Origin of the sequence: Comamonas sp. JUb58 (genome assembly GCF_004364775.1) — a bacterium.
Taxonomy (GTDB): domain Bacteria; phylum Pseudomonadota; class Gammaproteobacteria; order Burkholderiales; family Burkholderiaceae_C; genus Comamonas.
Genome location: NZ_SOAL01000022.1, coordinates 57,145 through 79,838, shown reverse-complemented (window position 1 = coordinate 79,838; position 22,694 = coordinate 57,145). Strand labels below are relative to the sequence as shown.

Genomic DNA, 22,694 nt, shown 5'->3' with positions numbered 1-22,694 from the left:
TGCATGGCACTGGCTACGGGGATCGCCCCGGCCTTCGCCCAAAAGCCCGCTGCGGCCCCGACGGAGCCGGCAGGCCAGGACCTGTTGGTGCAGGTGCGCCAGCAGCTCAAGGATGCGCCCGTGGTGCGGGGCCAGTTCACGCAGGAGAAGACGGTCAAGGGCTTCAAGCAGCCATTGCGTTCCTCCGGCGATTTTGTGGTGGCCAAGGGCCAGGGCATCGTCTGGCATGTGCGCAAGCCCTTCGAGTCGAGCCTGGTGGTCAAGCCCGACAGCCTGCAATCGCGCCGCGCCGATGGCTCCCTGAGCATGCAGATGCGTGCCCAAGACGAGCCGGTGCTGCGCACGGTAAACGCCATGTTGTTTGCCGTCATGTCGGCGGATCTGGTGCAGCTGCACCATTTCTTTGAGGTCAGCGGCAAGGCGCAGGCTTCTGGCTGGCAGATGCGCCTGCTGCCGCGCGACCCGATGCTGGCGCAGTGGCTGGCGTCGATCGAGTTGGAAGGCGGGCAGTTTGTGCGTGAAGTGCGCCTGCAGGAAGCCCGGGGCGACAGCAGCCTGATCCGCATCCAGGGGGCCGAGGCGGCGTCCAAGGCCAGTGATGCCGAGCTGGCGCAGTTCCGCTGAAGGATGGGAGCCTGATGACTGCTACCTCACAGACTGCCACCCACAGCGGCCACCAGGAGCGGCCTGCCGGCCTGCTGTGGCGTGCCGCTGCGCTGCTCTGGCTTTTGCTGGTGCTGGCCGTTGGCGCGCACCAATGGCATTTCTGGAAGCAGGGCCGCATCGACACCGATGTGCTGGCCCTGCTGCCGATCAATGAACGCGCGCCCGATGTGGCGCAGGCCACGCAGCAGCTGGCCGAGCAGATCCAGCGCCAGGTCGTGGTGCTGCTGGGCACCGAGCAATGGGAGCAGACGCGGGCGGCGGCGCAGACCTTTCGCGCAGCGTTGCGCCAGCACCCAGATGCGCATCTGCAGGAAGCGGCGATGGCCAAGGATGTGTCACTGCAGTCGGCATTGGGCTTCTACCAGCCCTGGCACACGGCGCTGCTGACGCCTGCGCAGCGTGCCGAGCTGCGCACGGCCAGCGATGAGACCCTGGTCCAGCGCGCGCTGCAGGACCTGTACCAACCTGCCACACAAGCCCGCCTGACCGACTGGGTGAACGACCCGCTTGGCCTGTGGACGCAGTGGTGGTCGGCCCGCGCTGCACAAAGCCAGGCCCGGCCGCGGGATGCCGAGCTGTGGGTGGCTGCACAGGGCCAGCAATGGGTGGTGCTGCAGTACACGCTGGATGGCTCGGCCTTCAGCCTCTCGGGGGAGCCGGTAATTGGCTCGGCGATGGATGATGCGCTGGCCCAGGTGCGCCGGCAAGCACCCGATGCGCAGATGATCATGGCGGGCGTGCCGCTGCATGCCGAGGCTGCTGCCGTGCAGGCCAATGGCGAGATCAATGTGATTGGCTGGGGTTCGCTGGCGGGCGTGCTGCTGCTGGCCTGGATCGCGTTTCGTTCGCTGCGCCCGGTGCTGCTGGTGGGTCTGTCACTGCTGATTGGCTGCGCGGTGGCGCTGAGCGTGACCGACCTGGTCTTTGGCAAGGTGCATCTGCTCACCCTGGTGTTCGGTGCCAGCCTGGTCGGCGTGGCGGAAGACTACGGTATCCACTACTTTGCATCGCGCCAGGGCGCACCCGGCCGCGCGCCGCATGCGCTGATGCGAGGCCTGCTGCCCGCGCTCTGGCTGGCGCTGGGCACCAGCGCCATCGCCTATGTGGCTTTGGGCATGGCGGCCTTCCCGGGCCTGCGGCAAATGGCCTTGTTCTCGGTGGTTGGCTTGGCGGCGGCGATGCTGACGGTGATTTGCTGGTTTCCCTGGCTGGACCGGGGCCAGGTGGCGGGCAACGCGGCTGCGCAGTGGATCGGCAAGACGCTGTGGTGGTGGCCGCGCTGGCGCTCGGCACTGCCCTGGTCACTGGCGCTGTGCGCGCTGGCCCTGCTGTGGATCACGCAAGGCCACCTGCTGCACCTGCGCGATGATGTGCGCCAACTGCAGAACAGCTCGCCCCAGCTGCTGCAGCAGCAGATACAGGTCAGCCAGATGCTGGGGCTGCCCAGCCCGGCGCAGTTCTACCTGGTCAAGGCAGCAAGCCCGGAAGCCTTGCTGCAGCAGGAGGAGGAGCTGAAGGAGCGGCTGGATGCGCTGGTGGCGCAGCAGGACATCGCTGGCTACAGCGCCGTCTCGGACTGGGTGCCATCGCAGCAGATGCAGCAGCGCAATGCCCAGCTGGTGCAGCATGCCAACCAGGTGGTGCTGGCTGGCGTGAATGCACAGCTCGGTGAGGCCTTTGAGGCCGCGGCTGCGGGCAGCCCGCAGCAGCCGCTGACGGTGCAGGCCTGGTTGGCACAACCGATATCGGCCGCTGCGCGCCCGCTGTGGTTGGGTGAGCACGAAGGCGCTTACCGCAGCATGGTGATGTTGCGCGGTGTGCGTGGCCAGGCGGCCTTGCCGGCGCTGGAAGCCGCCGCCCAAGGCTTGGAGGCCGTGACCTGGGTGGACAAGCCGGCGGAGATTTCTGAATTGCTGCAGCGCTACCGCATCTCGATGACCGAGCTGCTGGTGGTGGGCCATCTGCTGGTGCTGGCTGCCCTGTGCCTGCGCTTTGGCCGCAGTGCCTGGCGTGCCTGGCTGCCGACTGTGCTGGCCAGCCTGGCCGTGGTCATCACCATGGCGCTGATGGGCGAGCCCTGGCAGCTGTTCAATGTGCTGGCCCTGATGCTGCTGCTGGGCGTAGGCATTGACTACGGCATCTATTTGCAGGAGCACGAGGACGATCCGCAGGCCTGGCTGGCGGTGATCATCGGCGCTGGCAGTACCTGGCTGTCGTTCGGCTTGCTGGGCCTGTCGCAGACGCCGGCGCTGCGGGCCTTTGGTGTGACCTTGATGCTGGGCCTGCCGATGGTGCTGTTGCTGGCGCCGCTGTTCCGCGCGTCAGCTGCGCCGCTGCCTGCGGCTGAGAAAGGATAAACGGCCTATGGGCAAGATCGAGCAGACAGAGATCCTGATCATCGGTGCCGGCCCTTCCGGGGCGGTGGCTGCGGGTCTGCTGCGCAAGCAGGGCCGCCAGGTGCTGGTGATCGAAAAAGAGATTTTTCCGCGTTTTTCCATTGGTGAGAGCCTGCTGCCCCAGAGCATGCAGTACATCGAGGAAGCGGGCATGCTGCAGGAGGTCGTTGAGGCCGGCTTTCAGCACAAGAATGGCGCAGCCTTTGCGAAGGGGGCGTTGTGGAGCGATTTTGACTTTCGCGACAAGTTCTCGCCGGGCTGGGGTACGACCTACCAGGTGCCGCGTGCGCAGTTTGACAAGCTGCTGGCCGATGTTGCAGAAAAGGCCGGCGCCGAGATCCGCTATGGCCATGCGGTGACGGCCGTGGATGTCGGTGCTGAGCGGCCCCTGGTACAGGTGCGCGGCGAAGGCGGTGAGAACTACGCCGTCAGCGCGCGCTATCTGCTCGACGCCAGTGGTTTTGCGCGCACCCTGCCGCGCCTGCTGGGCCTGGAGCGGCCCTCTGATTTCCCGGTGCGCGGGGCCTTGTTCACGCACATCGAAGACCACATTGCGCTGGGCGAGATGGACCGGCACAAGATTCTCATCACCGTACATCCCGCGCACCACGGGGTCTGGTTCTGGACCATTCCGTTCTCCGACGGCCGCAGCTCGCAAGGGGTCGTCGCTACACTGGAGTACCTGGCGCGCTACCCGGGCACGGAGGTCGAACGCCTGCGCGCCATCATTGCCGAGGTGCCCACGCTGGCCAAGCTGCTGCGCCAGGCGGTATGGGATACGCCCGGGCGCTCGCTGACGGGCTATGCAGCCAATGTCACCTCGCTCTGGGGCAAGAACTATGCGCTGCTGGGCAATGCGGGGGAGTTCCTCGATCCCGTGTTCTCCAGCGGCGTGACGATCGCGATGAAGTCGGCCAGCCTGGCCGCCCGCTGCATCGGCCGCGCCTACGAGGGCGAGACGGTGGACTGGCAGGCGGACTATGCCGTACCCCTGCAAGCCGGTGTCGACACCTTCCGGGCCTTTGTGGCCGGGTGGTACGAGGGGGGCTTTCAAGATGTGATCTTCCATGACCAGCACGCGCCAGAGATTCGCCGCATGATCGCTTCTGTCCTTGCCGGCTATGCCTGGGACCGCAGCAATCCCTATGTAGCCGAACCCCAGCGCCGCCTGGATGTATTGCGCCAGCTGTGCCAGCAGCCCGGTCCGGAGGTGGTGGCATGAAGGCGCTGGGAATGCTGGGCACGGCCCTTTTGCTGGCCGGCTGTGCGCTGCAGCCAGGGTCGCAGCGGGAATCCACCGCCCAAGCGGTCGCTAGTTCACCCTGGCTGGCGCTGGCGCCGGCGGCCTTGGGGTGCTCGGCGGCTGTGCAGCAGCGCCTGACGGTGCAGCCCCCGGGCCAGGCCGCCAAGGAACTCGATGCCTTGCTGGAAGTGGATGCGAACAGCATGAAGCTGGCGATCCTGAACCTGGGCCAGATGGTGGGCACGCTGGAATGGGATGGTGCGCAGCTCCAGCCCCAGCTGTCACGCTGGTGGCCGGCGGTGCTGGAGCCCGAGCAGGTGCTCAGCGATGTGCAGCTGGCGTTCTGGCCGCCGCAGGCGATTTCGGCCGCGCTGCCCGAGGGCTGGTCCTTGGCGGTGTCTGAAGCCGGGCGGGTGCTGCAGTACCAGGGCAGCGAGCGGGTGCGGGTACGTGCTGCCGGTGCGAATGCCCTGGAGCTGGTGTACCAGCAGGGTGCCTGGTCGCTGCGTATCGACAGCCCGGGCGGTGCCGATCTGTGCAGCAACGCGGCGGAGGCACCATGACGGCTACCACGGTCTATCTGAATGCGAGCTCAGCGATCAGCGCGGTCGGTGGCACGCCGGAGGCATTGCGTGCCAACCTGTTTGCCCCGGCCTTGCCGCCGACCTTGACGGCCACCGAGGCCTATTCAACCGGGCGGACGCTGATGCTGGGCTGCCTGCCGGCGGATGTCATGCTGCCGGCACTGGACTTTGCACCGCCTCAGCAGCGGTCACGCAACAACGCCTTGGCCTGGGCGGCGATGCTGCCACTGCGCCCGCACATCGATGCGCTGGTGGCGCGTTGCGGCCCGCAGCGGGTGGCGCTGGTCGTCGGCACCAGCACCGGCGGCCTGGACGAAGGGGCGTTGGCCGCAGACAGCTACCGCCGCACAGGGGCTTTTCCTCCCGGTTTTGACTACGCGGTGCAGGAGCTGGGCGATGTGGCCGCGTTTCTGGCCTCCGCGCTGGGCGTCGCCGGTCCTGCCCATGCGATCTCGACGGCGTGTTCCTCCGGTGCCAAGGCCCTGGCCAGTGGTGCAAGGCTGCTGCGTGCCGGGGTGGTGGATGCGGTGATCGCCGGCGGTGTTGATGCGCTCAGCCCGTTCACGGTGGCGGGCTTCAGTGCGCTGGAAGCGGTGTCTGCCCAGCGCTGCAATCCGCTGTCGCTGCACCGGCAGGGCATCAATCTGGGCGAAGCCGCTGCCTTTTTTGTGATGACGCGCGACGCCGGGCCGGTGCGCCTGGCCGGCTGGGGCGAAAGCCAGGATGCACACCATATGTCTGCGCCTGACCCAAGCGGGCGCGGGGCGCTGTCGGCCATGCAGCAGGCATTGCAGCGTGCCGGCATGCAACCAGGCGCGCTCGACTACATCAATCTGCATGGCACGGCCACGCCACACAACGACGCGATGGAAAGCCTGGCGGTGCATGCGCTGCTGGGCGAGGGCTGTGCGGTCAGCTCCACCAAGCCGCTCAGCGGCCACAGCCTGGCAGCCGCAGGTGCACTGGAGGCGGCCTTGTGCTGGCATGTGCTGCATGACAATCCGCAGGGCCGTTTGCCAGCGCATTGGTGGGATGCCAAGCCCGACCCGGCCCTGCCGGCGCTGCAGGTGGTGGGGCCGCACACAGCGCTGGGCCGCGCGCCGCAGGCAGTGCTGAGCAACTCCTTTGCCTTTGGCGGCAGCAATTGCGCGCTGCTGTTGGCGGCGGGCTGACCTATGGACGAACCACAAGCAATGACTGAGATGCTGCCTATCGAGAACTATATGCCCCACCGTGGCGCGATGCTGCTGATCGACCGCCTGCTGGCGGCAGACGCAGACGGCGCGACCGCCGAGCTGCAGGTGCCGCGCGACGGTCTCTTCCTGCAGGACGAAGGCATGCCCGCCTGGGTGGGGCTGGAGTACATGGCGCAGACCGTGGCGGCCTGGGCCGGATGGCGTGCGCTGCAGGCTGGTCAGCCTGTGAAACTGGGTTTTTTGCTCGGTACGCGCAAGTTCGAGTCCACGGCACTTTTCTTTGCGCCAGGCACCCGGCTGCAGGTGCAGGTGCAGTGCGAACTGATTGCAGAAAACGGACTGGGCATGTTTGCATGCAGCATCCTTGCGGACGACCAGGTGTGTGCCACGGCCCGCATTTCGGTCTATGAACCTGAAGACGGCAGTGCCTATGTGCAGGCGCTGCAAACGACTGAGAATTGAATGACAACCCAATCCCTCTCCAAGGGCACCGTGTTGGTGACCGGCTCCAGCCGAGGCATAGGCCGGGCTATAGCGCTGCGACTGGCGCGCGATGGTTTTGACCTGGTCGTGCATTGCCGCAGCGGCCTGGCGCAGGCGCAAGCGGTCCTGCGCGATATCGAGGCGCTGGGCCGCACCGCCCGCTTGCTGCAGTTTGACGTGGCCGACCGCAGCGCTGCCAGTGCCGCGCTGGAGGCCGATATGGCAGAGCACGGTGCCTACTACGGCGTGGTCTGCAATGCCGGCATTGCGCGCGATGGCGCCTTTCCGGCGATGACCGGCGAGGACTGGGATGCCGTGGTGCACACCAATCTGGATGCCTTCTACAACGTGCTGCACCCGGTCGTCATGCCGATGGTGCGCAGACGCGCGGCCGGGCGCATCGTCACCTTGGCATCGGTGTCGGCCTTGATGGGCAACCGGGGACAGACCAACTACAGCGCCGCCAAGGCGGGGGTGATCGCGGCCACCAAGTCGCTGGCCATCGAGCTGGCCAAGCGCGACATCACCGTCAACTGTGTGGCGCCCGGGCTGATCGACACCGAGATGGTCAGCGAAGAAGTGCTGGCGCACGCGATGGACTTGATCCCCATGCGCCGCATGGGGGCGGTGGAGGAGGTCGCCGGGGTGGTGGCCTTTTTGATGGGGCCGGATGCGTCTTACGTGACCCGGCAAGTCATATCAGTCAATGGAGGCATGCTGGGATGAGCAACGACAGCAACAATGCCAAGCGCCGTGTCGTGGTGACGGGCATCGGCGCCCTGAGCCCGCTGGGCCATGATTGGCAGACGGTGCGGCAACAGCTGCACAGCGGACGCAATGCGATCCGCGTGATGCACGAGTGGCAGGACATCGAAGGCCTGAACACCCAGCTGGGCTGTACCGTGCCTGAGTTTGCGCTGCCCGCGCACTACAACCGCAAGACCATGCGCAGCATGGGCCGCGTGGCACTGATGGCCACCCGCGCAAGCGAGCTGGCGCTGGAGAACGCCGGTCTGCTGGGCCACCCGCTGCTCAAGAACGGGAGCATGGGCGTGGCCTACGGGTCATCGGCGGGCACGCCCGCGGCCATTGGTGATTTTGGCCGCATGATCATGGACCGCACCACCGAGGGCATCAACGCCAATACCTACATCAAGATGATGTCGCACACGGCTGCGGTCAACATCGGCGTGTTCTTTGGCTTGACGGGCCGGGTGATCACCACCTCCAGCGCCTGCACCTCCGCCAGCCAGGGCATTGGCTATGCGTTCGAGGCGATCCAGAGCGGCAAGCAGCTGGCCATGCTGGCTGGTGGCGCCGAAGAGCTCGACGCCACGCAAGCGGCGGTGTTTGACACCCTGTTTGCCACCAGCGTGAAGAACGACACGCCCGAGCTGACGCCACGGCCCTTTGATGCCGGGCGCGATGGCCTGGTGCTGGGCGAGGGCGCCTGCACCTTTGTGCTCGAGGAGCTGGCGCATGCGACAGCGCGGGCGGCGCCCATCATCGCCGAGCTGATCGGCTTTGGCACCAACTGCGACGGCACACATGTGACCCATCCCAACCCGGCCACGATGGCGCAGGCCATGCGGCTGGCGCTGCAGGATGCGGGCCTTACGCCTGCCGACATCGGCTATGTGAATGCGCACGGCACTGCCACCGAACAGGGCGATATCGCCGAGTCGGCGGCGACCTTCGATGTCTTTGGCGACCGGGTGCCGGTGAGCACGCTCAAGGGCTTCATGGGCCATACGCTGGGCGCCTGCGGTTCGCTGGAGGCCTGGATGAGCCTGGAGATGATGCGCGAGGGCCTGTTTGCCCAGAACGCCAACCTCGACCAGGTGGACGAGCGCTGTGCCGCACTCGACTACATCACCGGCCAGCCCCGCGCCATCGATACCGATGTGGTGATGAGCAACAACTTTGCCTTTGGCGGCATCAATACGTCGCTGATCTTCAAGCGTTGGGCCGCCTGACCGGGCCCCAACACCGATTCAAGTGGATAGAAACTTCAGGAAGCGAGGAAACGCATGAACACATTCAAGACCGCAGGCTGGATTCTGGCTTTGGCACTATGCTCCGGCACGGCAATGGCCCGCCAGGCTGATTTGATCGACCACGACAAGATCCTGCTGCTGAGCGACGGCGCGCCGCTGACCGAGCAAATGGTGCGTGCCCGAATCCTCAACGCGGCCAACAACATTGGCTGGCAGCCCATCAAGGATGAGCCCGGCCGCATGGAGCTGATGTATGACAAGGCCGGCAAGCACCAGGTCTACATCGAGGTGAACTACGATGCCGCAGGCTTTGACATCAACTACCTGGGCAGCAACAACCTGGCCTACGAGGAGCGCGATGGCCAGCGCAAGATCCACCCCAACTACAACCGCTGGATCAAGAACCTGAACAAGCAGATCAGCGCGCCGGTCATGGTCGTGCCTGCAGCACCAGGAGCTGCCCAATGACAGCACGCCACTATGCCATGGCACTGCTGTTGGCCTGCGGCAGCCTGAGCGCAGCGCATGCACGCGATACCCGCCTGCTGGTTCCGCTGAATGATGTCATCCAGATGGGCTTGGCCGATGGCAAGCTCGATGGCAGCGTCAAGTTCTACCTGTCAGGTGCCAACACACCTGCGGTGCAGGCAAGGCTGGGCGAGGACGTCTCCAACAAGAAGACCAATGGCGTGGGCAAGGAAGACCTGACCGCCTGCCGCTGGGTGGCGCTGTCGGCGCTGATCGCGTTCCAGGAATCGGCCAAGCAAAAGGGGGCCAATGCGGTGGTGGACCTGCACAGCTTCTACAAGCGCAAGAGCTTCAAGGACCCGGTCAATGTTGAATGCCATGCCGGCAATGTCGTGGCGGGCGTGACCCTCAAGGGCAGCTACGCCAAGACGCGCTGACGCAAGGTCGCCCGCATGACCCATCGGCTGCTGCTGGTCTCGCAGGCATCGTTGGAGGGCGCGCTGCAGGCCAGCGCTCCTCCGCAGTGGCTGAGCGCCTCGGAGCAGACGCGCCTGGCGCAGATGGCGGCACCAGCGCGGCGCGCCGAGTTCATCGCCTGCCGCTATGCGCTGCGGTTGCTGCTGGCGGGCGACCAGGAAGAGGTTGCCGCTTGGCCGCTGGAGGCGCCGGCCGGGCAGCCGCCGCGTCTTTCAGCAAGCACAGGCGCGGGCTTGCATTTGTCACTGTCCCACAGCCATGGCTGGATTGCCTGCGCGCTGGCGCCTGAACCGGTGGGCATCGATATGGAGCTGGTCACCCGCAAGCCGGCCAGCGCCATCGCCGACCTGGCCCAGCTAGCCTGCACACCGGAGCAGCGCAAGGAGCTGGCGCAGATCGCCGACCTTGCACAGTGCCAGCAGCGCTTTGTGCAGCTCTGGAGTTTGAAGGAGGCCTGGTTCAAGCAGCGCGGCACGGGGGTGGACTTTGCCATGCTGCCGCGTCTGGCCTGCCTGCCGGCCCCCGCTGCAGCCGTGCAGGGCGCTGTGGACGGCAGTGCCCATGCCTGGGCATGGGCGACAACGACGCCCGCCGGCCAAGCGGCGATGGTGTCGGTATGCACCGGCAGCCCCGTCGCGCACTGGGCGCTGCATGCGCAGTCCGATCTGCCGCTGCCTGCGGCCCAGCGCTTTTGCCTGGGCCTGGTGGCTGAGTCAGCGGTTTAAGCAATACCGCCATTGGCGCGCAGCACCTGGCCATTGACCCAGCCAGCGTTCTTGCTCGCCAGAAAGGCGACCACGGCGGCGATGTCTTCGGGCTCGCCCAGGCGCTCCAGCGGGGGCATCTTTGCAAAGTGTTCGATCTGGGCCTCGCTCTTGCCGGCAAAAAACAACTCGGTGGCGACCGGGCCCGGGGCCACTGCATTGACGGTGATTTGGCGGCCGCGCAGCTCCTTGGCAAACACGCGGGTGAAGGCCTCCACCGCTGCCTTGCTGCCGTTGTAGATGGCATAGCCGGGCATGTTCAGGGCCAATGCGGTGGTGGAGAGGTTGATGATGCGCCCGCCGTCATTGAGGCGCGTGGCTGCTTCGCGCAAGGTGTTGAACACGCCCTGGGTGTTGATCGCAAAGGTCTTGGCAAACAGCGCATCGCTGGTCTCGGCCAGGGTGCTGGTGGTCAGCACGCCGGCATTGTTGACGAGCACATCAATCTTGCCCAGTTGCTGCTCGACGGCGCTGAACATGGCCTGGACCTGGTCTGCCTGCGAGATATCGGCACGGATGGCCGTCGCCTGGCCACCTTCTTGCACCAGCGCCTGGGCCAGTGCGTCTGCCTCTTGGGCGTTGTTGGCGTAGTTGATGGCGATGGCATGGCCTTCTTGGGCCAGGCGGCGGGCAATGGTGGCACCGATGCCGCGCGATGCGCCGGTGATGAGGGCAATGGAGTTGGACTTGGTCATGTCTGCTTTCCTGTCGTTGATGGGATGGATGGATTTTTCACTATTCCATTCAAAAGATCATTACCCTGATTTGAATTTTATAATTCGGTTTACTTTAATAATCTACGCTGCTTTTGCGCGGCAGGGTTGCAATGGACCGTTTTCAGGAAATGCAGGTATTTGTGCGGGTGGCCGACCGCAGCAGCTTTGCGCAGGCGTCGGACGACCTGCAGATCCCGCGCGCCACGGTGACCAACCTGGTTCAGCGGCTGGAGGCCCGCGTGGGCGCCCGCCTGCTGGACCGCACCACACGCCAGGTGCGCTTGACGCCTGAGGGCGAGGACTATTACCGCCGCTGCACCCGGCTGCTGGCCGATCTGCAGGAGGCGGAAAGCGCCTTTCGCCATGCCCCGCCGCAGGGCTTGCTGCGGGTCAACCTGCAGGGCACCTTGGCGCGCTATTTTGTGATGCCGCACCTGGGCGACTTTGCCGACCGCTACCCCGAGGTGCAGCTGCACATGGCCGAAGACGACCGCCTGGTGGACCTGGTGCGCGAAGGGGTGGACTGCGTGCTGCGGGCCGGCAGCCTGCAAAGCTCATCGCTGATCGGGCGCCAGGTCGCCTCGCTGCGCCAGGTGACCGTGGTCAGCCGGGCCTATGCCGAGCGCCATGGCCTGCCCGCGTCGCTGGATGAGCTGCCCCAGCATGCGGCGGTGGCCTATGTGTCCAGCGCCACGGGCCGGCCGGTGGCGCTGGAGTTTTGTGTGGGCAAGCAGGTGGTGGAGCGGCGCCTCAAACCCAGCATTACCGTCAACGGCGCCGATCTGTATACCGGTGCGGCCTTGGCGGGCTTAGGCATGGTGCAGGTGCCGCGCTACCGCATTGCCCAGGCGCTGGAAGAGGGTGTGTTGCTGGAGGTGCTGCCCGATCTGCCTCCACCTCCTATGCCAGTGTCGGTACTCCATCCCTACAGCCGCCAGCCTTCGGCACGGGTGCGCGTGTTCATCGACTGGCTGGCCGAGCGCTTTGCGCATGTAGCTTAGCGGCCCGGCCCGGCCCGGTGGGCTGGTTATCGCGCTCTGCCATCGCTGTGCATGGCCGCGAATCCGTGCGATGATTTGTTCGATCTATAAGTTGTTTTATTAATCAAACAAGCTGCCCGGGACTACCGGGCGGGCAGATGGAGGGATAGCGATGCCAGGGTCTTCCACCTTGCACCCCCGGGTGCGCCTTTGCGCCAACGCCTGGCGCCATGCAGCGCTGGCTGCCATCGCAGGCCTGCCCTTGGCCGCTGTGGCGCAGCAGCTGCCAGCACCCGCCGAGGAGGGCGCCACCGGCGCCTGGGCTGTTCAGCTCACGCCCTATGTCTGGGCCAGTGGGGTGGGCGGTGATCTGCGGCCTTTCCGGGGTGGCAGTGTGGTGTCGATGGACAAGTCGTTTTCCGAGGTGATGAAGGACCTGGATGCTGCGTTCTTTTTGACCGGCTATGCCCGCAAGGACCGCCTGGTGCTGCTGGGCGACATCAGCTATTCGTCCAGTTCGCGCTCGGGCAAGTTGCCGCCTGGCCTGCCGGCATCGGGCAGCTTCCGCCAGGCCTCGGCCACTTTGGCAGCGGGCTACCGCGCGGTCTCCAACGCTGATATCAACCTGGATCTGCTGGCGGGCCTGCGCGCCTGGAGCGTCAAGGCCTCCGTCGATGTGGCGGGCGGTCTGGTGCAGACCTCGCCAGAAAAGCGCTTTGTCGATCCCGTCCTCGGCTTGCGCGCCCATATCCCCATCGCAGCACGCTGGTCAGCCCTGGCCTATGGCGATGTGGGGGGCTTTGGCGTAGGCTCGCGCGCCACGCACCAGGTCGCTGCCACCGTCAACTACCAGTGGAGCGAGCAAGCCTTTGTCTCGCTGGGCTACCGGGTGCTGACCCTGGACTACCGCCGGGGCGGTACGCGCATCGACGTGACGATGGCCGGGCCTTTGCTGGGTGCCACCTGGCGCTTTTGAGGACTGCGCATAAAAAAACAGGCACACAGCCTTGGGAGCTGTGTGCCTGTTGACTTGCTTGCCTATGGGGCGTGGCCTGCTGAGGCAGGCCTAGGCCTTAGCGGTTCGACCGGGTCGCAATGCCCGCCACCACATGGGCAGGCGCTTCGGTGTAGCGCTTGAACTCCATCGTGTAGGTGGCACGGCCCTGCGTCATCGAGCGCAGCTGCGTGGCATAGCCAAACATCTCGGACAAGGGGACCTCGGCCTTGATGCTCTTGCCGCCACCGGCGATGTCGTCCATGCCCTGCACCATGCCCCGGCGTGACGACAGGTCGCCCATCACGGTGCCGGCATAGTCCTCCGGCGTTTCCACCTCGACCGCCATCATCGGCTCCAGGATGACCGGGTTGGCCTTCTTCATGCCTTCCTTGAAGCCGAAGATGGCCGCCATCTTGAAGGCCTGCTCGGACGAGTCCACATCGTGGTACGAACCAAAGGTCAGGCGCACGCGCACATCCACCACCGGGTAGCCGGCCAGCACGCCGGTCGTCAGCGCCTCGCGCACCCCCTTCTCCACGGCAGGGATGTACTCGCGTGGCACCACACCGCCCTTGATCTCGTCGACAAAGGCAAAGCCTTCGCCGGACTCCATCGGCTCCAGCGTGAAGACCACATGGCCATACTGGCCCTTGCCGCCCGACTGGCGCACAAACTTGCCGTCCACATCCTTGACCGTGTTGCGGATGGTCTCGCGGTAGGACACCTGGGGCTTGCCCACATTGGCTTCCACGTTGAACTCCCGCTTCATCCGGTCCACGATGATCTCCAGATGCAGCTCGCCCATGCCGGCGATGATGGTCTGGCCCGATTCCTCATCGGTGCGCACGCGGAACGAAGGGTCCTCGGCGGCCAGGCGCGACAGGGCGATGCCCATCTTTTCCTGGTCGGCCTTGGTCTTGGGCTCGATCGCTTGCGCAATCACGGGCTCAGGGAAGGACATGCGCTCCAGGATGATGGGCGCGCTCGGGTCGCTCAAGGTCTCTCCGGTCGTCACCTCTTTGAGGCCCACGCAGGCGGCAATGTCGCCGGCGCGGATCTCATCGATTTCCTGGCGCTCATTGGCATGCATCTGCACGATGCGGCCAATGCGCTCCTTGCGGCCACGGATCGGGTTGTAGACCAGGTCGCCCTTGCTGAGCACGCCGGAGTAGACGCGCACAAAGGTCAGCTGGCCCACAAACGGGTCGGTCATCAGCTTGAAGGCGAGGGCAGAGAACTTCTCGCCGTCGTCAGCGCGGCGCGTCAGCACCGTGCTGTCGTTCTCGTCTTCGCTGTGGCCGGTCACCGCAGGCACATCCAGTGGCGACGGCATGAGCTCGACCACGGCGTCCAGCAAGCGCTGCACACCCTTGTTCTTGAAGGCCGAGCCACACAGCATGGGCTGGATCTCCGTCGCAATCGTGCGCAGGCGCAAGCCCGCAATGATATCGGCCTCAGGCAGGTCACCATCGTTCAGGTACTTGTCGGTCAGCGCTTCGCTGGCTTCGGCCGCGGCTTCCACCATCTTGGTGCGCCACTCTTGCGCAGAGGCCTGCAGCTCGGCGGGGATGTCCCGGTACTCGAACTTCATGCCCTGCGAGGCCTCGTCCCAGATGATGGCCTTCATCTTGATCAGATCGATCACGCCGGAGAACTCGGCCTCGGCGCCAATCGGGATCACGATGGGCACGGGGTTGGCCTTCAGGCGGTCCACCATCATCTGGCGCACGCGGAAGAAGTCTGCACCAATGCGGTCCATCTTGTTGACGAAGGCCAGCCGTGGCACCTTGTACTTGTTGGCCTGGCGCCAGACGGTTTCCGACTGCGGCTGCACGCCGCCCACCGAGTCATAGACCATGACGGCGCCGTCGAGCACGCGCATGGAGCGCTCGACCTCGATCGTGAAGTCCACGTGACCGGGGGTGTCGATGATGTTGATGCGGTGGGCCGGGAAGTTGCGTTCCATGCCCGACCAGAAGGCCGTTGTCGCTGCCGAGGTGATCGTGATGCCGCGCTCTTGCTCCTGGGCCATCCAGTCCATCGTGGCGGCGCCGTCATGCACCTCGCCCAGCTTGTGGCTCACCCCGGTATAGAACAGGATGCGCTCGGTCGTCGTGGTTTTTCCGGCATCGATGTGCGCAGAGATGCCGATGTTGCGATAGCGTTCTATGGGGGTATGGCGGGCCATGTTGACCTCCTTGGGTCGGTTTTTCAGCCGGATTCAGCTGCGTGTTACAGCCCTGTGCGCTCCCACTTTGCGACATCCGGCGCCTTCAAGACAGCACCGGCACAGGGCCAGAAAAGAGTGATATTAATAGTACGAAGACAATCGTACTGTCGTCATGGGTATTGGCGGTTTGGGGACAATAGCGCCATTCGGGCTGACTGGTCTGCAGACGCAGGCAGAATGGCGCCCTTTGGCAATGACCCGGCCTGACGGGTCGATCGATGTGCGCCACTGTGGCGCTTGGACCCCGATGATTCCTCACCACCCTGAAGCGGCACAGATCCATCTGGAAAATGTGCTCACCGCCCTGGGCAACCCCACCCGGCTGGCGGTGGTGCGTGTGCTGGCCGATGGCCAGGAGCGCAGCTGCACGGCGCTGCTGCGCGACCAGACCAAGTCCACGATGACGCACCACTGGCGCGTGCTGCGCAGCAGCGGCGTGATCTGGCAGCGCCCTGCGGGGCGCGAAAACCTGCTGTCGCTGCGGCGCGAGGACCTCGATGCCCGCTTTCCCGGTCTGCTCGACGCGATACTCTCAGCCACGCGCAGCGACGCGCTGACTGATGCCAGCACGGCCTGGGGCGAGCGCAGCTAGATTGCCAATACAAGCCTGGTTTTTAGATTTTTGATGGATGGAGAAGCGCAGCATGCAAGACGCCAAGGCGCTGGTACTTTTTTCGGGTGGACAGGATTCCACCGTCTGCCTGGCTTGGGCTTTGAGCCGTTATGCCCATGTCGAAACGATTGGCTTCGACTACGGCCAGAACCACCGGGTGGAGCTGGAATGTCGCGGCACCGTGCTGGCTAATCTGCGCGCGCAGTTCCCGCAGTGGGCGGCAAAGCTGGGGGATGACCACCTGCTGAACATCGATGTGCTCGGCCAGATCAGCGACACGGCGCTGACCAGCGATGCCGCGCTGGCCTACCAGGCCGATGGCCTGCCCAATACCTTTGTGCCGGCGCGCAACCTGGTGTTCCTGACCTTGGCCTCTGCCGTGGCCTACCGCCGCCAGTGCACGGTGCTGGTCGGCGGCATGTGCGAGACCGATTTCTCCGGCTACCCCGACTGCCGCGACAACACGATGAAGGCCATGCAGGTGGCGCTCAGCCTGGGCCTGGGCCGGCAACTGGTGGTGGAGACGCCCTTGATGTGGATCGACAAGGGCGCGACCTGGCAGCTGGCGCAAGACCTGGGCGGCGACGCCTTGACCGCCCTGGTACAGGAAGACACGCACACCTGCTACAAGGGCGACCGCAGTGAGCGCCATGACTGGGGCTATGGCTGCGGCGAATGCCCGGCCTGTGCATTGCGCGCACAGGGCTTCGCGCGTTGGAAGCAAGCGGCCTAGACAACAGCCCCGGTCAGCGCGGCGCCACCAGCTGCGCCTTGCGGTTGGCCATCGCCCGCTCAAACAGCGCCATGAAGCGGGGCGCCACCTTGGCGATATGGTAGGCCTTGCCGGTCTCCAGCGCGGCCTGTGCATAGCGCTGGCGCCGGGCCGGGTCCTTGCGCAGCTGCCGTATCGCCTGGATCCAGTCGTCGTCGTTGTCAGGCAGCAAGAGGCCATTGACGTTGTGGGCAATCAGCTCGGGCGCGAAGCCCCAGTTGGAGCCAATCACACAGCCGCCGCGCGCCAGGATCTCCATCAGGCCCCAGTTGGCCACGCCATAGCGCAGTGGGTAGAGGAAGAGATCGACCTCGGCCAGCAGCGCCGAGAACTGGTCATAGGGCAGGTGGCCGGGGAACTCGATCACATCGGCCGCCGGGTAGACCTTGAGCAGGTGGTCGCGAAAACTCTCCACCTTGCCGCCGTAGCGCCGCTCCACCCATTGCTGTTCATAGCCATAGGTGGAGGCCTTGGCATCGCCAATGGCGATAAAGCGCGTGTTCTGGCCATCGCCTTCGTGCACCATGCGGTCCACCAGCCGGATATAGGTCTCAAAGCCCTTGGCACTCGACAGATCGCGCGCCGAGAACGCGATGGTGAAAGGCTTTTGGGTACCGTCCGCTGCATCGCCGGCCGCGCCAAAATTGCGCAGCGGCGGCTGGATGTCAAAGCCCTCGAACTGCACCGCCACCCGGTCCTGCAGCAGCGGCGGGAACATCGAGCGCGCATAGGCGCTGGGCACAATGGTCAGGTCGCTACACAGCACCTGGTGAAAGCTCAGCATCTCGGTGTTGCGGTCGCCCAGGCGCTGGGCCTGGTCGGGCGGGTAGGCGGCATCCCAGCCATGCGCCAGGTAGCTGGGGAACTCGATGTAGCTGATGATGGCGGCGTCCAGCTCGCCATACAGCCAGTTGGGCGCGCCCCAGAGCGAATGGGCCACCACCACATCGATCTTGCGGCCTTGCGCAGCCTCAAAGTCTTCCAGCGCCTTGAGCACGCCCCGGCAGATGCGCGCCGAGCGCTCGACCTTGTCCGAGTAGTAGTAGCTCTGCGGGCCGACGATCAGGCCATCGGGCTGGAAGGACAGCAGGTGGTCGCAGTGCTTTTCATGGTTGGCCTTGTGGCCGGGTGTGGTCATGAACCAGGCGTCCGCCAGGCCCTGGGCACGCAGGTGGCTGCACAGCAGGCTGTACTGGCTCGGGTACACCGCGCCTACAAAAACGATCAGGGGTATGTCTATCATGGTCGGCAAAGGCTGGGTTTGCAGGGTCACAGGGGCAGGTTGTCGTTGGCTTGCGCGGCCGCCCGTGCCAGGGGCACCAGCGGTTCGCCGTCCGAGATCTGGTACTTGCGCATCTTCTCCCACAGCACCTTGCGACTGATGCCCAGCTGCTGCGCGGTGTTCTGGCGCTTCCAAGCATTGGCGTGCAGTGCTTCGATGATGCGGTTGCGCTCCTCCAGATCCCAGTTGCTGCGGTCGGCCAGCAGCGGCTCGGCGGCATGGGGCTCCAGTGGAAAGGTGGTGGCTGACAGGCTCTGGGCCTGCTGCAGCAGGCGCTCGGTGGCGCCACCGGCATGCCAGTCCTGGGTTTGGCGGGCGGCCACGCCAATGCGCTCGGCCAGGTTGCGCAGCTCGCGCACATTGCCGGGAAAGTACATCTGCGCAATCGCATCCAGGATGAACATGGGCGGCCCGCCCAGGCGCTCCATCATTTCCTCACCCACCACCTTGCGCAGGATGCTGTTGAAGATGGCCAGCTTGTCGGCCTCACCGCGCTCTTCCAGGCTGGGCATCTGCAGCTCGATCACCGCCAGGCGAAAGAACAGATCGGCCCGGAAGCGCCCGGCATGCACCAGCTCGCGCAGCGATTTGTTGGTGGCCGCCACCAGCCGGAAATCCAGCGCCACCGGCGAGGTGGCACCCAGCCGGGTGACCGTGCGCTCTTCCAGCACGCGCAGCAGCTTGACCTGCTGGTACAGCGGCAGGTCGGCGATTTCGTCCAGAAACAAGGTGCCGCCATTGGCCTGCTCAAAAAATCCCTTGTGTGCCGTTACAGCACCGGTGAACGAGCCCTTGGCATGGCCAAAGAACAGCGACTCAAACAGGCCATCGGGGATGGCGCCGCAGTTGACCACGACAAAGGGCCCCTGGCCGTAGTGCGTGTTGCGCTCATGCAGGCGCTCGGCAATGCGCTCCTTGCCGGTGCCCGTCTCGCCAAAGATCAGCACGCTGTGCTCGCAGTCGGCAAAAGTGTCCACATCGCGCAGCAGGGCCAGCATGACCTCGGCCTCGGCGATGATGTCGTCAGCACGCGGCTGCCTGTGCCTGGTGCTTTGCAGGCGCCGCACGATGCGCACCAGCATGGCCCGCAGCTCGGCGCCGGTAAAGTCAAAGGGCAGCACATGGGAGTACTCGGTGGCATAGGTGCCCGGTCCTTCGCCACGCGGCTTGGCGCTGACCCACAGCACCGGCATGCCGCCAAAATTGCCCTCGATCCCCTGGCGCGTAAAGCGCGCACCTTCCAGCACCGACACACTCACCACGGCAACGGCATTGCCCCCTTGTGCCGCCATCGGCGACAGGGTCAGGCCATCGGCGCGCACCACGTCCACATCCAAGTTGACCATGCAGCGCTCGACCCGCTCCGCAATGTCCGCTTGGCCTTCCCAGACGTAGATGACCAAATCGTTCTGATTCACGTTCTATTCCCTCGGTTCTTCATGTCGCTGCGCTCACTCCTGTCTTCATTGCACGATCTGGGCGGTGTCGCACTGGATTTTGAGTACTTCAACGGTTGCGCGTCCCAGTTCAATACCTAGTCCCTGCAGCAGCAGGTCCAGCACACCGCCGATGGTGTTGAGCAGGGGGGCGAGCAACGCCGTGACCACAGTGACTATCACATTGAGCAGGGTACTAACGCCTCCAAGAAGAGCGTTCAGCAATACGCCCAATACACCGCCCAGCACACCATAGAACTCCGCGTTTTTCACATCACCTACCAGCGGTGGCACTTGCTTCAGCAGATCAGCTACCGTGGTACCCAAATGCAATCCATTAGGGCCGCTAGGCTTCTCTACCCCCACTTGCATCCCGACCAGACATTCGTCCACACTGCTGTTGTTGTGGGGGCAAGCCTGCGCATTGGGCGCTGAAGAGTAGGTTGCGCCTTGCAGCAATGAGGTGGACAGCTTGCTTTGAATGCGAACGCCTCCCAGAACATTCAACAGATTTAGGTCCACCAACTCAGTCTTTTGGCAGACACCGTTCGCATCCAGCTCGCCAATGCAGACATCGCCGACAGCAGAGCGCACTGAGATGTTGGCGGTGCGTTGATTCTTGTCAGGGGTGCACTGAATGGCTTCCAGGGTGCCGGTACTTCGTACCAAATCAACTTGTATGGGGATATGCACGCGGATGCCCAGCAGCCCGCCCAGCAATGCACTCAACAAGCTGGGGGTGGTGACATTCTTTTGTTCGCCAATATCAATAGACAGGCGCACCTGCGCACTGCGCGCTTTCGTCTTGCCGGTTGCTGCGCCAATGGCGTAACTAGGAGGCTCCACAACAGTCATCTTGGCACCCAAGACACCTGGCAGCCCAAGGCCCAGTGCGACGCTATTGGTTCCATTGGCCAGCAGCAACTGCGTGCGTACCAGGTCGCTCAGATCTACTGCCACATCCAAGCTGGCACCTATAGGCGAGGCATTGCCACCCGCGGAGATCAGTGCCAGCAAGCCCTTGTCGCCGCCCAGCGGTATCTTGACATTGGCGAGCTGAAAGGCCGACAGGTAGGCGCGCAGGTCGATCAGTGCGGCAATATCGACCCCAGCATTGAGCAGGCTACTCCCCCCAGCGTTGATTGCCGCATTAAGCAGATCGATCACCGACGCGTTGACATTGGCCAGGTCATTGGGTGTGAGCAAGGACAAGTCACTGACACCAATGGGCAAACCTATCAGCTTCAACAGACCGGCTGGCGTGATCTTGGCGTTGGCAATGCCATCCTTGTCGAGGATGGTCAGGCGCTCAATGTCGAGGCCCACCGCCGCAGTGATACGACCGAGCAAGCCGTTCTTGTTAAAGCGCATCAGCTGAGAGCCAATAGAAAAGGCGGCTAGCGGCTCGCTGTCCTTAGCAGCTGTAGCGGTGGCAGTTATCACGCGTGAGCCCACCATGGGGAGCAGCTGCAACACCTCGCCTTGAAGTTGAACGCGCATCGCATTAAATGTCCCGACACGGTCCTCATCAAAACGCATTGCGTCTGCTTTGCTACCGTCCCAGTGTCCGCACTGAGGGTCGGGAGTGTTGAGGTCGATGGAAGCACGCAATTGAGTAGACACGCTCCGGCTGCCAGCGATTCTTCCCAGTGGACATGTGTCGAAGTCGTTATAGGTAATGGCATTGACCGCCTCAATGGCTGCAATATCTGCCACGCGCTGCAGATCGCGCTTGGCGTAGTACATATAGCCAATCTGCACAACACCCAGCAGGGTGACAATCACGGCGGCTAGCAGCGCAAACTGCACCAGCACAGAACCGCGCTCGGATGGGCGGAGAGGCGCTTGGGGGGCATGGGGGGACATGGTGGCAATCCTCCTCACAACATGGATGCAAAGTGCACCACGGTTTTTTCGTAGAGCTGGCTCGGCTCGGCGATCCATGGGCCTGAAATGTCGAACATCGGTGGGAGCTGGTAACGCAGCTCGAAGCTGGCACTGTTAGGACAAGCACCTTGCCATTGAATGGCCGTGACCGTGAGCTGACTGCCAACCGTGCCCGGAATGGCACTGCGCTCCAGGCTCGCGCGTACCGATTGCTCCACACGCAGCTGAATCATGGCTCGGTTGACTGAGGCGTGCAGAGGGTCGCAAGGGTCTCCCACACCTGCGGCCAGCACACTGAGAATCGCTCGCCCACCATCGCCAGCAGCCCGGGTGAGCGATTGCTGGGCCTGGAAAGCGCGCCAGTACACCGCCAGACCTAGCAGCATGATGATCATGAAAACGGCAATCAGCGCAAACTCGATGGCCGCTACGCCGCGTTGCCGCTGAAGGCATCCAATCTGTTGTGTCAGGGCGCTGCGTTTCATAGCATCCTCCTGTCGACCAACACACTGGCCTGGGCCTGGAGGCTGGCAGGCAGTACGAGGCCCAAACCGGGAATGGCAGGGGCGATGGCGCCCTGGCTATAGTTGGCCATGCGGTAGCTGACGAGTACCAGGCACGGGTTGTCGATATTGCAATCCAGCCCCGGGTTGAAGGCAGTGTTCTGGTTGCAGCTGCTGTCGTTCAGGCGGCAGAGGGTAAAGCTGATATCACCCTCGGCAGGTCGGAGGGCTGGCGGTAGCCAGTTCAGGGCATTGGCAGTGGTGCGGCGTGCCTGCAGGCTGCGGTGTACCCAGGTCGGCGGGCTGGCCCCAATGATGGTGGAGCTGGGATAGCGCAGCGCCGCCCGGGCCCCTTCTTCGACCGCGTACTGCATTGACTGGCGCACCAGAAAGGTCAGCCCGTAGCAGACGATGCCGTAGAGCAGCGCAAAGAACACCGGAAAGATGATCGCCCACTCCAGCGCATACACCCCGCGCTGCTGGCGCGCACGCCTGCAGCGGTACATGGACGGGTTGGGGTGCGGGCGCATGCTGGGCTCCTGGGCGGCTTGGCTTTACTTCTTCACATCCAGGCCGGTATCAAAGCGCTCGGGGATCTTGGTCTCAAAGCTCTTGATATAGCGCTGGTAGCTGCGGCTGGCCTGCTCGCCATCGATAGGGCGTGGATGCACGCCGGGCGATGCGACCTGCATGGCCAGCAAGCGCTCGGTAGCGCTGCCGATGATGATGGGACGGCTGCGCCAGATGACGGGGTTCTCCAGCGAAGGATTGCTGTTCTCTGTGGTCAGCGGGATATAGGGCTGCGTGGCAGGCGAGACGCGCTCGGGGATATCCACCACCGGCGCTTGCCGCGTCATCTCCAGGCTGGGCACCTCGGCTTCGACCGAGACCACGGCGCGGCTGGATTCTGCATGCACGGCGAATGCCGAGAGGCCTGCAGCAGCCAGGCCCAGCATCAGCACGGAACGCCAGGTGGGAAGAGAAAGAGACTGAGACATGGGGTA

Annotated in this window: 23 protein-coding genes; 15 read left to right on the top strand and 8 right to left on the bottom strand. The window is 64.5% G+C overall.

Annotated features, from left to right (window positions below; genetic code table 11):
* Positions 1-3 precede the first annotated feature (3 nt).
* From EDF71_RS20930 to EDF71_RS20880, 11 genes are read left to right on the top strand one after another with little or no spacing between them, the layout of a single operon-like run.
* A complete protein-coding gene (locus EDF71_RS20930; protein WP_133858477.1) occupies positions 4-624 on the top strand; it encodes an outer membrane lipoprotein carrier protein LolA in 621 nt (206 codons plus the stop codon).
* Positions 625-638: 14 nt separating this feature from the next.
* Positions 639-3,023 (top strand): hypothetical protein, encoded by a 2,385-nt coding sequence (locus tag EDF71_RS20925; protein ID WP_208301105.1) that lies wholly within the window; start codon positions 639-641, stop codon positions 3,021-3,023.
* A 7-nt stretch (positions 3,024-3,030) separates the two neighbouring features.
* Entirely contained in the window at positions 3,031-4,284 is a 1,254-nt protein-coding gene (locus tag EDF71_RS20920; protein WP_133858476.1) for an NAD(P)/FAD-dependent oxidoreductase, read from the top strand.
* A complete protein-coding gene (locus tag EDF71_RS20915; protein ID WP_133858475.1) occupies positions 4,281-4,868 on the top strand; it encodes a DUF3261 domain-containing protein in 588 nt (195 codons plus the stop codon). The genes EDF71_RS20920 and EDF71_RS20915 overlap by 4 nt, the downstream gene beginning before the upstream one ends.
* Positions 4,865-6,061, top strand: coding sequence for a beta-ketoacyl-ACP synthase (locus tag EDF71_RS20910; RefSeq protein ID WP_133858474.1), 1,197 nt, complete (start codon positions 4,865-4,867; stop codon positions 6,059-6,061). Before EDF71_RS20915 ends, EDF71_RS20910 begins: the two co-directional genes overlap by 4 nt.
* Positions 6,062-6,082: 21 nt before the next feature.
* A complete protein-coding gene (locus tag EDF71_RS20905) occupies positions 6,083-6,547 on the top strand; it encodes a hotdog family protein (RefSeq protein ID WP_133858473.1) in 465 nt (154 codons plus the stop codon).
* A complete protein-coding gene (locus EDF71_RS20900) occupies positions 6,548-7,294 on the top strand; it encodes a 3-ketoacyl-ACP reductase FabG2 (protein WP_133858472.1) in 747 nt (248 codons plus the stop codon).
* On the top strand, positions 7,291-8,544 hold the full coding sequence (locus EDF71_RS20895) for a beta-ketoacyl-ACP synthase (RefSeq protein ID WP_133858471.1): 1,254 nt from the start codon (positions 7,291-7,293) through the stop codon (positions 8,542-8,544). Before EDF71_RS20900 ends, EDF71_RS20895 begins: the two co-directional genes overlap by 4 nt.
* Positions 8,545-8,598: 54 nt before the next feature.
* Positions 8,599-9,033, top strand: coding sequence for a hypothetical protein (locus tag EDF71_RS20890; protein WP_133858470.1), 435 nt, complete (start codon positions 8,599-8,601; stop codon positions 9,031-9,033).
* Complete coding sequence (locus tag EDF71_RS20885) at positions 9,030-9,470, top strand: excinuclease ATPase subunit (RefSeq protein WP_133858469.1); 441 nt, start codon at positions 9,030-9,032, stop codon at positions 9,468-9,470. Before EDF71_RS20890 ends, EDF71_RS20885 begins: the two co-directional genes overlap by 4 nt.
* 15 nt (positions 9,471-9,485) lie before the next feature.
* Positions 9,486-10,235 (top strand): 4'-phosphopantetheinyl transferase superfamily protein, encoded by a 750-nt coding sequence (locus EDF71_RS20880; protein WP_133858468.1) that lies wholly within the window; start codon positions 9,486-9,488, stop codon positions 10,233-10,235.
* Here EDF71_RS20880 and EDF71_RS20875 read toward each other — a convergent pair.
* Entirely contained in the window at positions 10,232-10,969 is a 738-nt protein-coding gene (locus tag EDF71_RS20875) for an SDR family oxidoreductase (protein ID WP_133858467.1), read from the bottom strand. The genes EDF71_RS20880 and EDF71_RS20875 overlap by 4 nt on opposite strands.
* 131 nt (positions 10,970-11,100) lie before the next feature.
* Here EDF71_RS20875 and EDF71_RS20870 point away from each other — a divergent pair, with 131 nt between their 5' ends.
* Together EDF71_RS20870 and EDF71_RS20865 are read left to right on the top strand one after the other, a co-directional pair.
* Complete coding sequence (locus EDF71_RS20870) at positions 11,101-11,991, top strand: LysR substrate-binding domain-containing protein (RefSeq protein ID WP_133858466.1); 891 nt, start codon at positions 11,101-11,103, stop codon at positions 11,989-11,991.
* 151 nt (positions 11,992-12,142) lie between these two features.
* The gene (locus tag EDF71_RS20865) at positions 12,143-12,946 is read left to right on the top strand and encodes a hypothetical protein (protein WP_208301104.1); all 804 of its coding nucleotides are present in this window, start codon (positions 12,143-12,145) and stop codon (positions 12,944-12,946) included.
* A 97-nt stretch (positions 12,947-13,043) separates the two neighbouring features.
* Here EDF71_RS20865 and fusA read toward each other — a convergent pair whose 3' ends face one another.
* Entirely contained in the window at positions 13,044-15,155 is a 2,112-nt protein-coding gene (gene fusA / locus EDF71_RS20860; RefSeq protein ID WP_133858465.1) for an elongation factor G, read from the bottom strand.
* Positions 15,156-15,444: 289 nt separating this feature from the next.
* Here fusA and EDF71_RS20855 point away from each other — a divergent pair, with 289 nt between their 5' ends.
* Together EDF71_RS20855 and queC are read left to right on the top strand one after the other, a co-directional pair.
* A complete protein-coding gene (locus EDF71_RS20855) occupies positions 15,445-15,789 on the top strand; it encodes a helix-turn-helix domain-containing protein (protein WP_133858464.1) in 345 nt (114 codons plus the stop codon).
* Between the two features lie 52 nt (positions 15,790-15,841).
* A complete protein-coding gene (gene queC, locus EDF71_RS20850; protein WP_133858463.1) occupies positions 15,842-16,543 on the top strand; it encodes a 7-cyano-7-deazaguanine synthase QueC in 702 nt (233 codons plus the stop codon).
* A gap of 13 nt (positions 16,544-16,556) precedes the next feature.
* On the opposite strand, the gene EDF71_RS20845 is transcribed toward queC, so the two are convergent.
* From EDF71_RS20845 to EDF71_RS20820, 6 genes are read right to left on the bottom strand one after another with little or no spacing between them, the layout of a single operon-like run.
* On the bottom strand, positions 16,557-17,825 hold the full coding sequence (locus EDF71_RS20845) for a glycosyltransferase (protein WP_133858462.1): 1,269 nt from the start codon (positions 17,823-17,825) through the stop codon (positions 16,557-16,559).
* A 26-nt stretch (positions 17,826-17,851) separates the two neighbouring features.
* On the bottom strand, positions 17,852-19,282 hold the full coding sequence (locus tag EDF71_RS20840; protein WP_133858461.1) for a sigma-54 dependent transcriptional regulator: 1,431 nt from the start codon (positions 19,280-19,282) through the stop codon (positions 17,852-17,854).
* A 45-nt stretch (positions 19,283-19,327) separates the two neighbouring features.
* The gene (locus tag EDF71_RS20835) at positions 19,328-21,166 is read right to left on the bottom strand and encodes a TadE/TadG family type IV pilus assembly protein (RefSeq protein WP_166656609.1); all 1,839 of its coding nucleotides are present in this window, start codon (positions 21,164-21,166) and stop codon (positions 19,328-19,330) included.
* 14 nt (positions 21,167-21,180) lie between these two features.
* The gene (locus tag EDF71_RS20830; RefSeq protein WP_133858459.1) at positions 21,181-21,672 is read right to left on the bottom strand and encodes a TadE/TadG family type IV pilus assembly protein; all 492 of its coding nucleotides are present in this window, start codon (positions 21,670-21,672) and stop codon (positions 21,181-21,183) included.
* Positions 21,669-22,220: a TadE/TadG family type IV pilus assembly protein gene (locus EDF71_RS20825; protein ID WP_133858458.1), complete on the bottom strand. Its 552-nt coding sequence runs from the start codon at positions 22,218-22,220 to the stop codon at positions 21,669-21,671. The genes EDF71_RS20830 and EDF71_RS20825 overlap by 4 nt, the downstream gene beginning before the upstream one ends.
* Before the next feature lie 24 nt (positions 22,221-22,244).
* The gene (locus tag EDF71_RS20820) at positions 22,245-22,688 is read right to left on the bottom strand and encodes a DUF3613 domain-containing protein (protein WP_243854383.1); all 444 of its coding nucleotides are present in this window, start codon (positions 22,686-22,688) and stop codon (positions 22,245-22,247) included.
* Positions 22,689-22,694 lie beyond the last annotated feature (6 nt).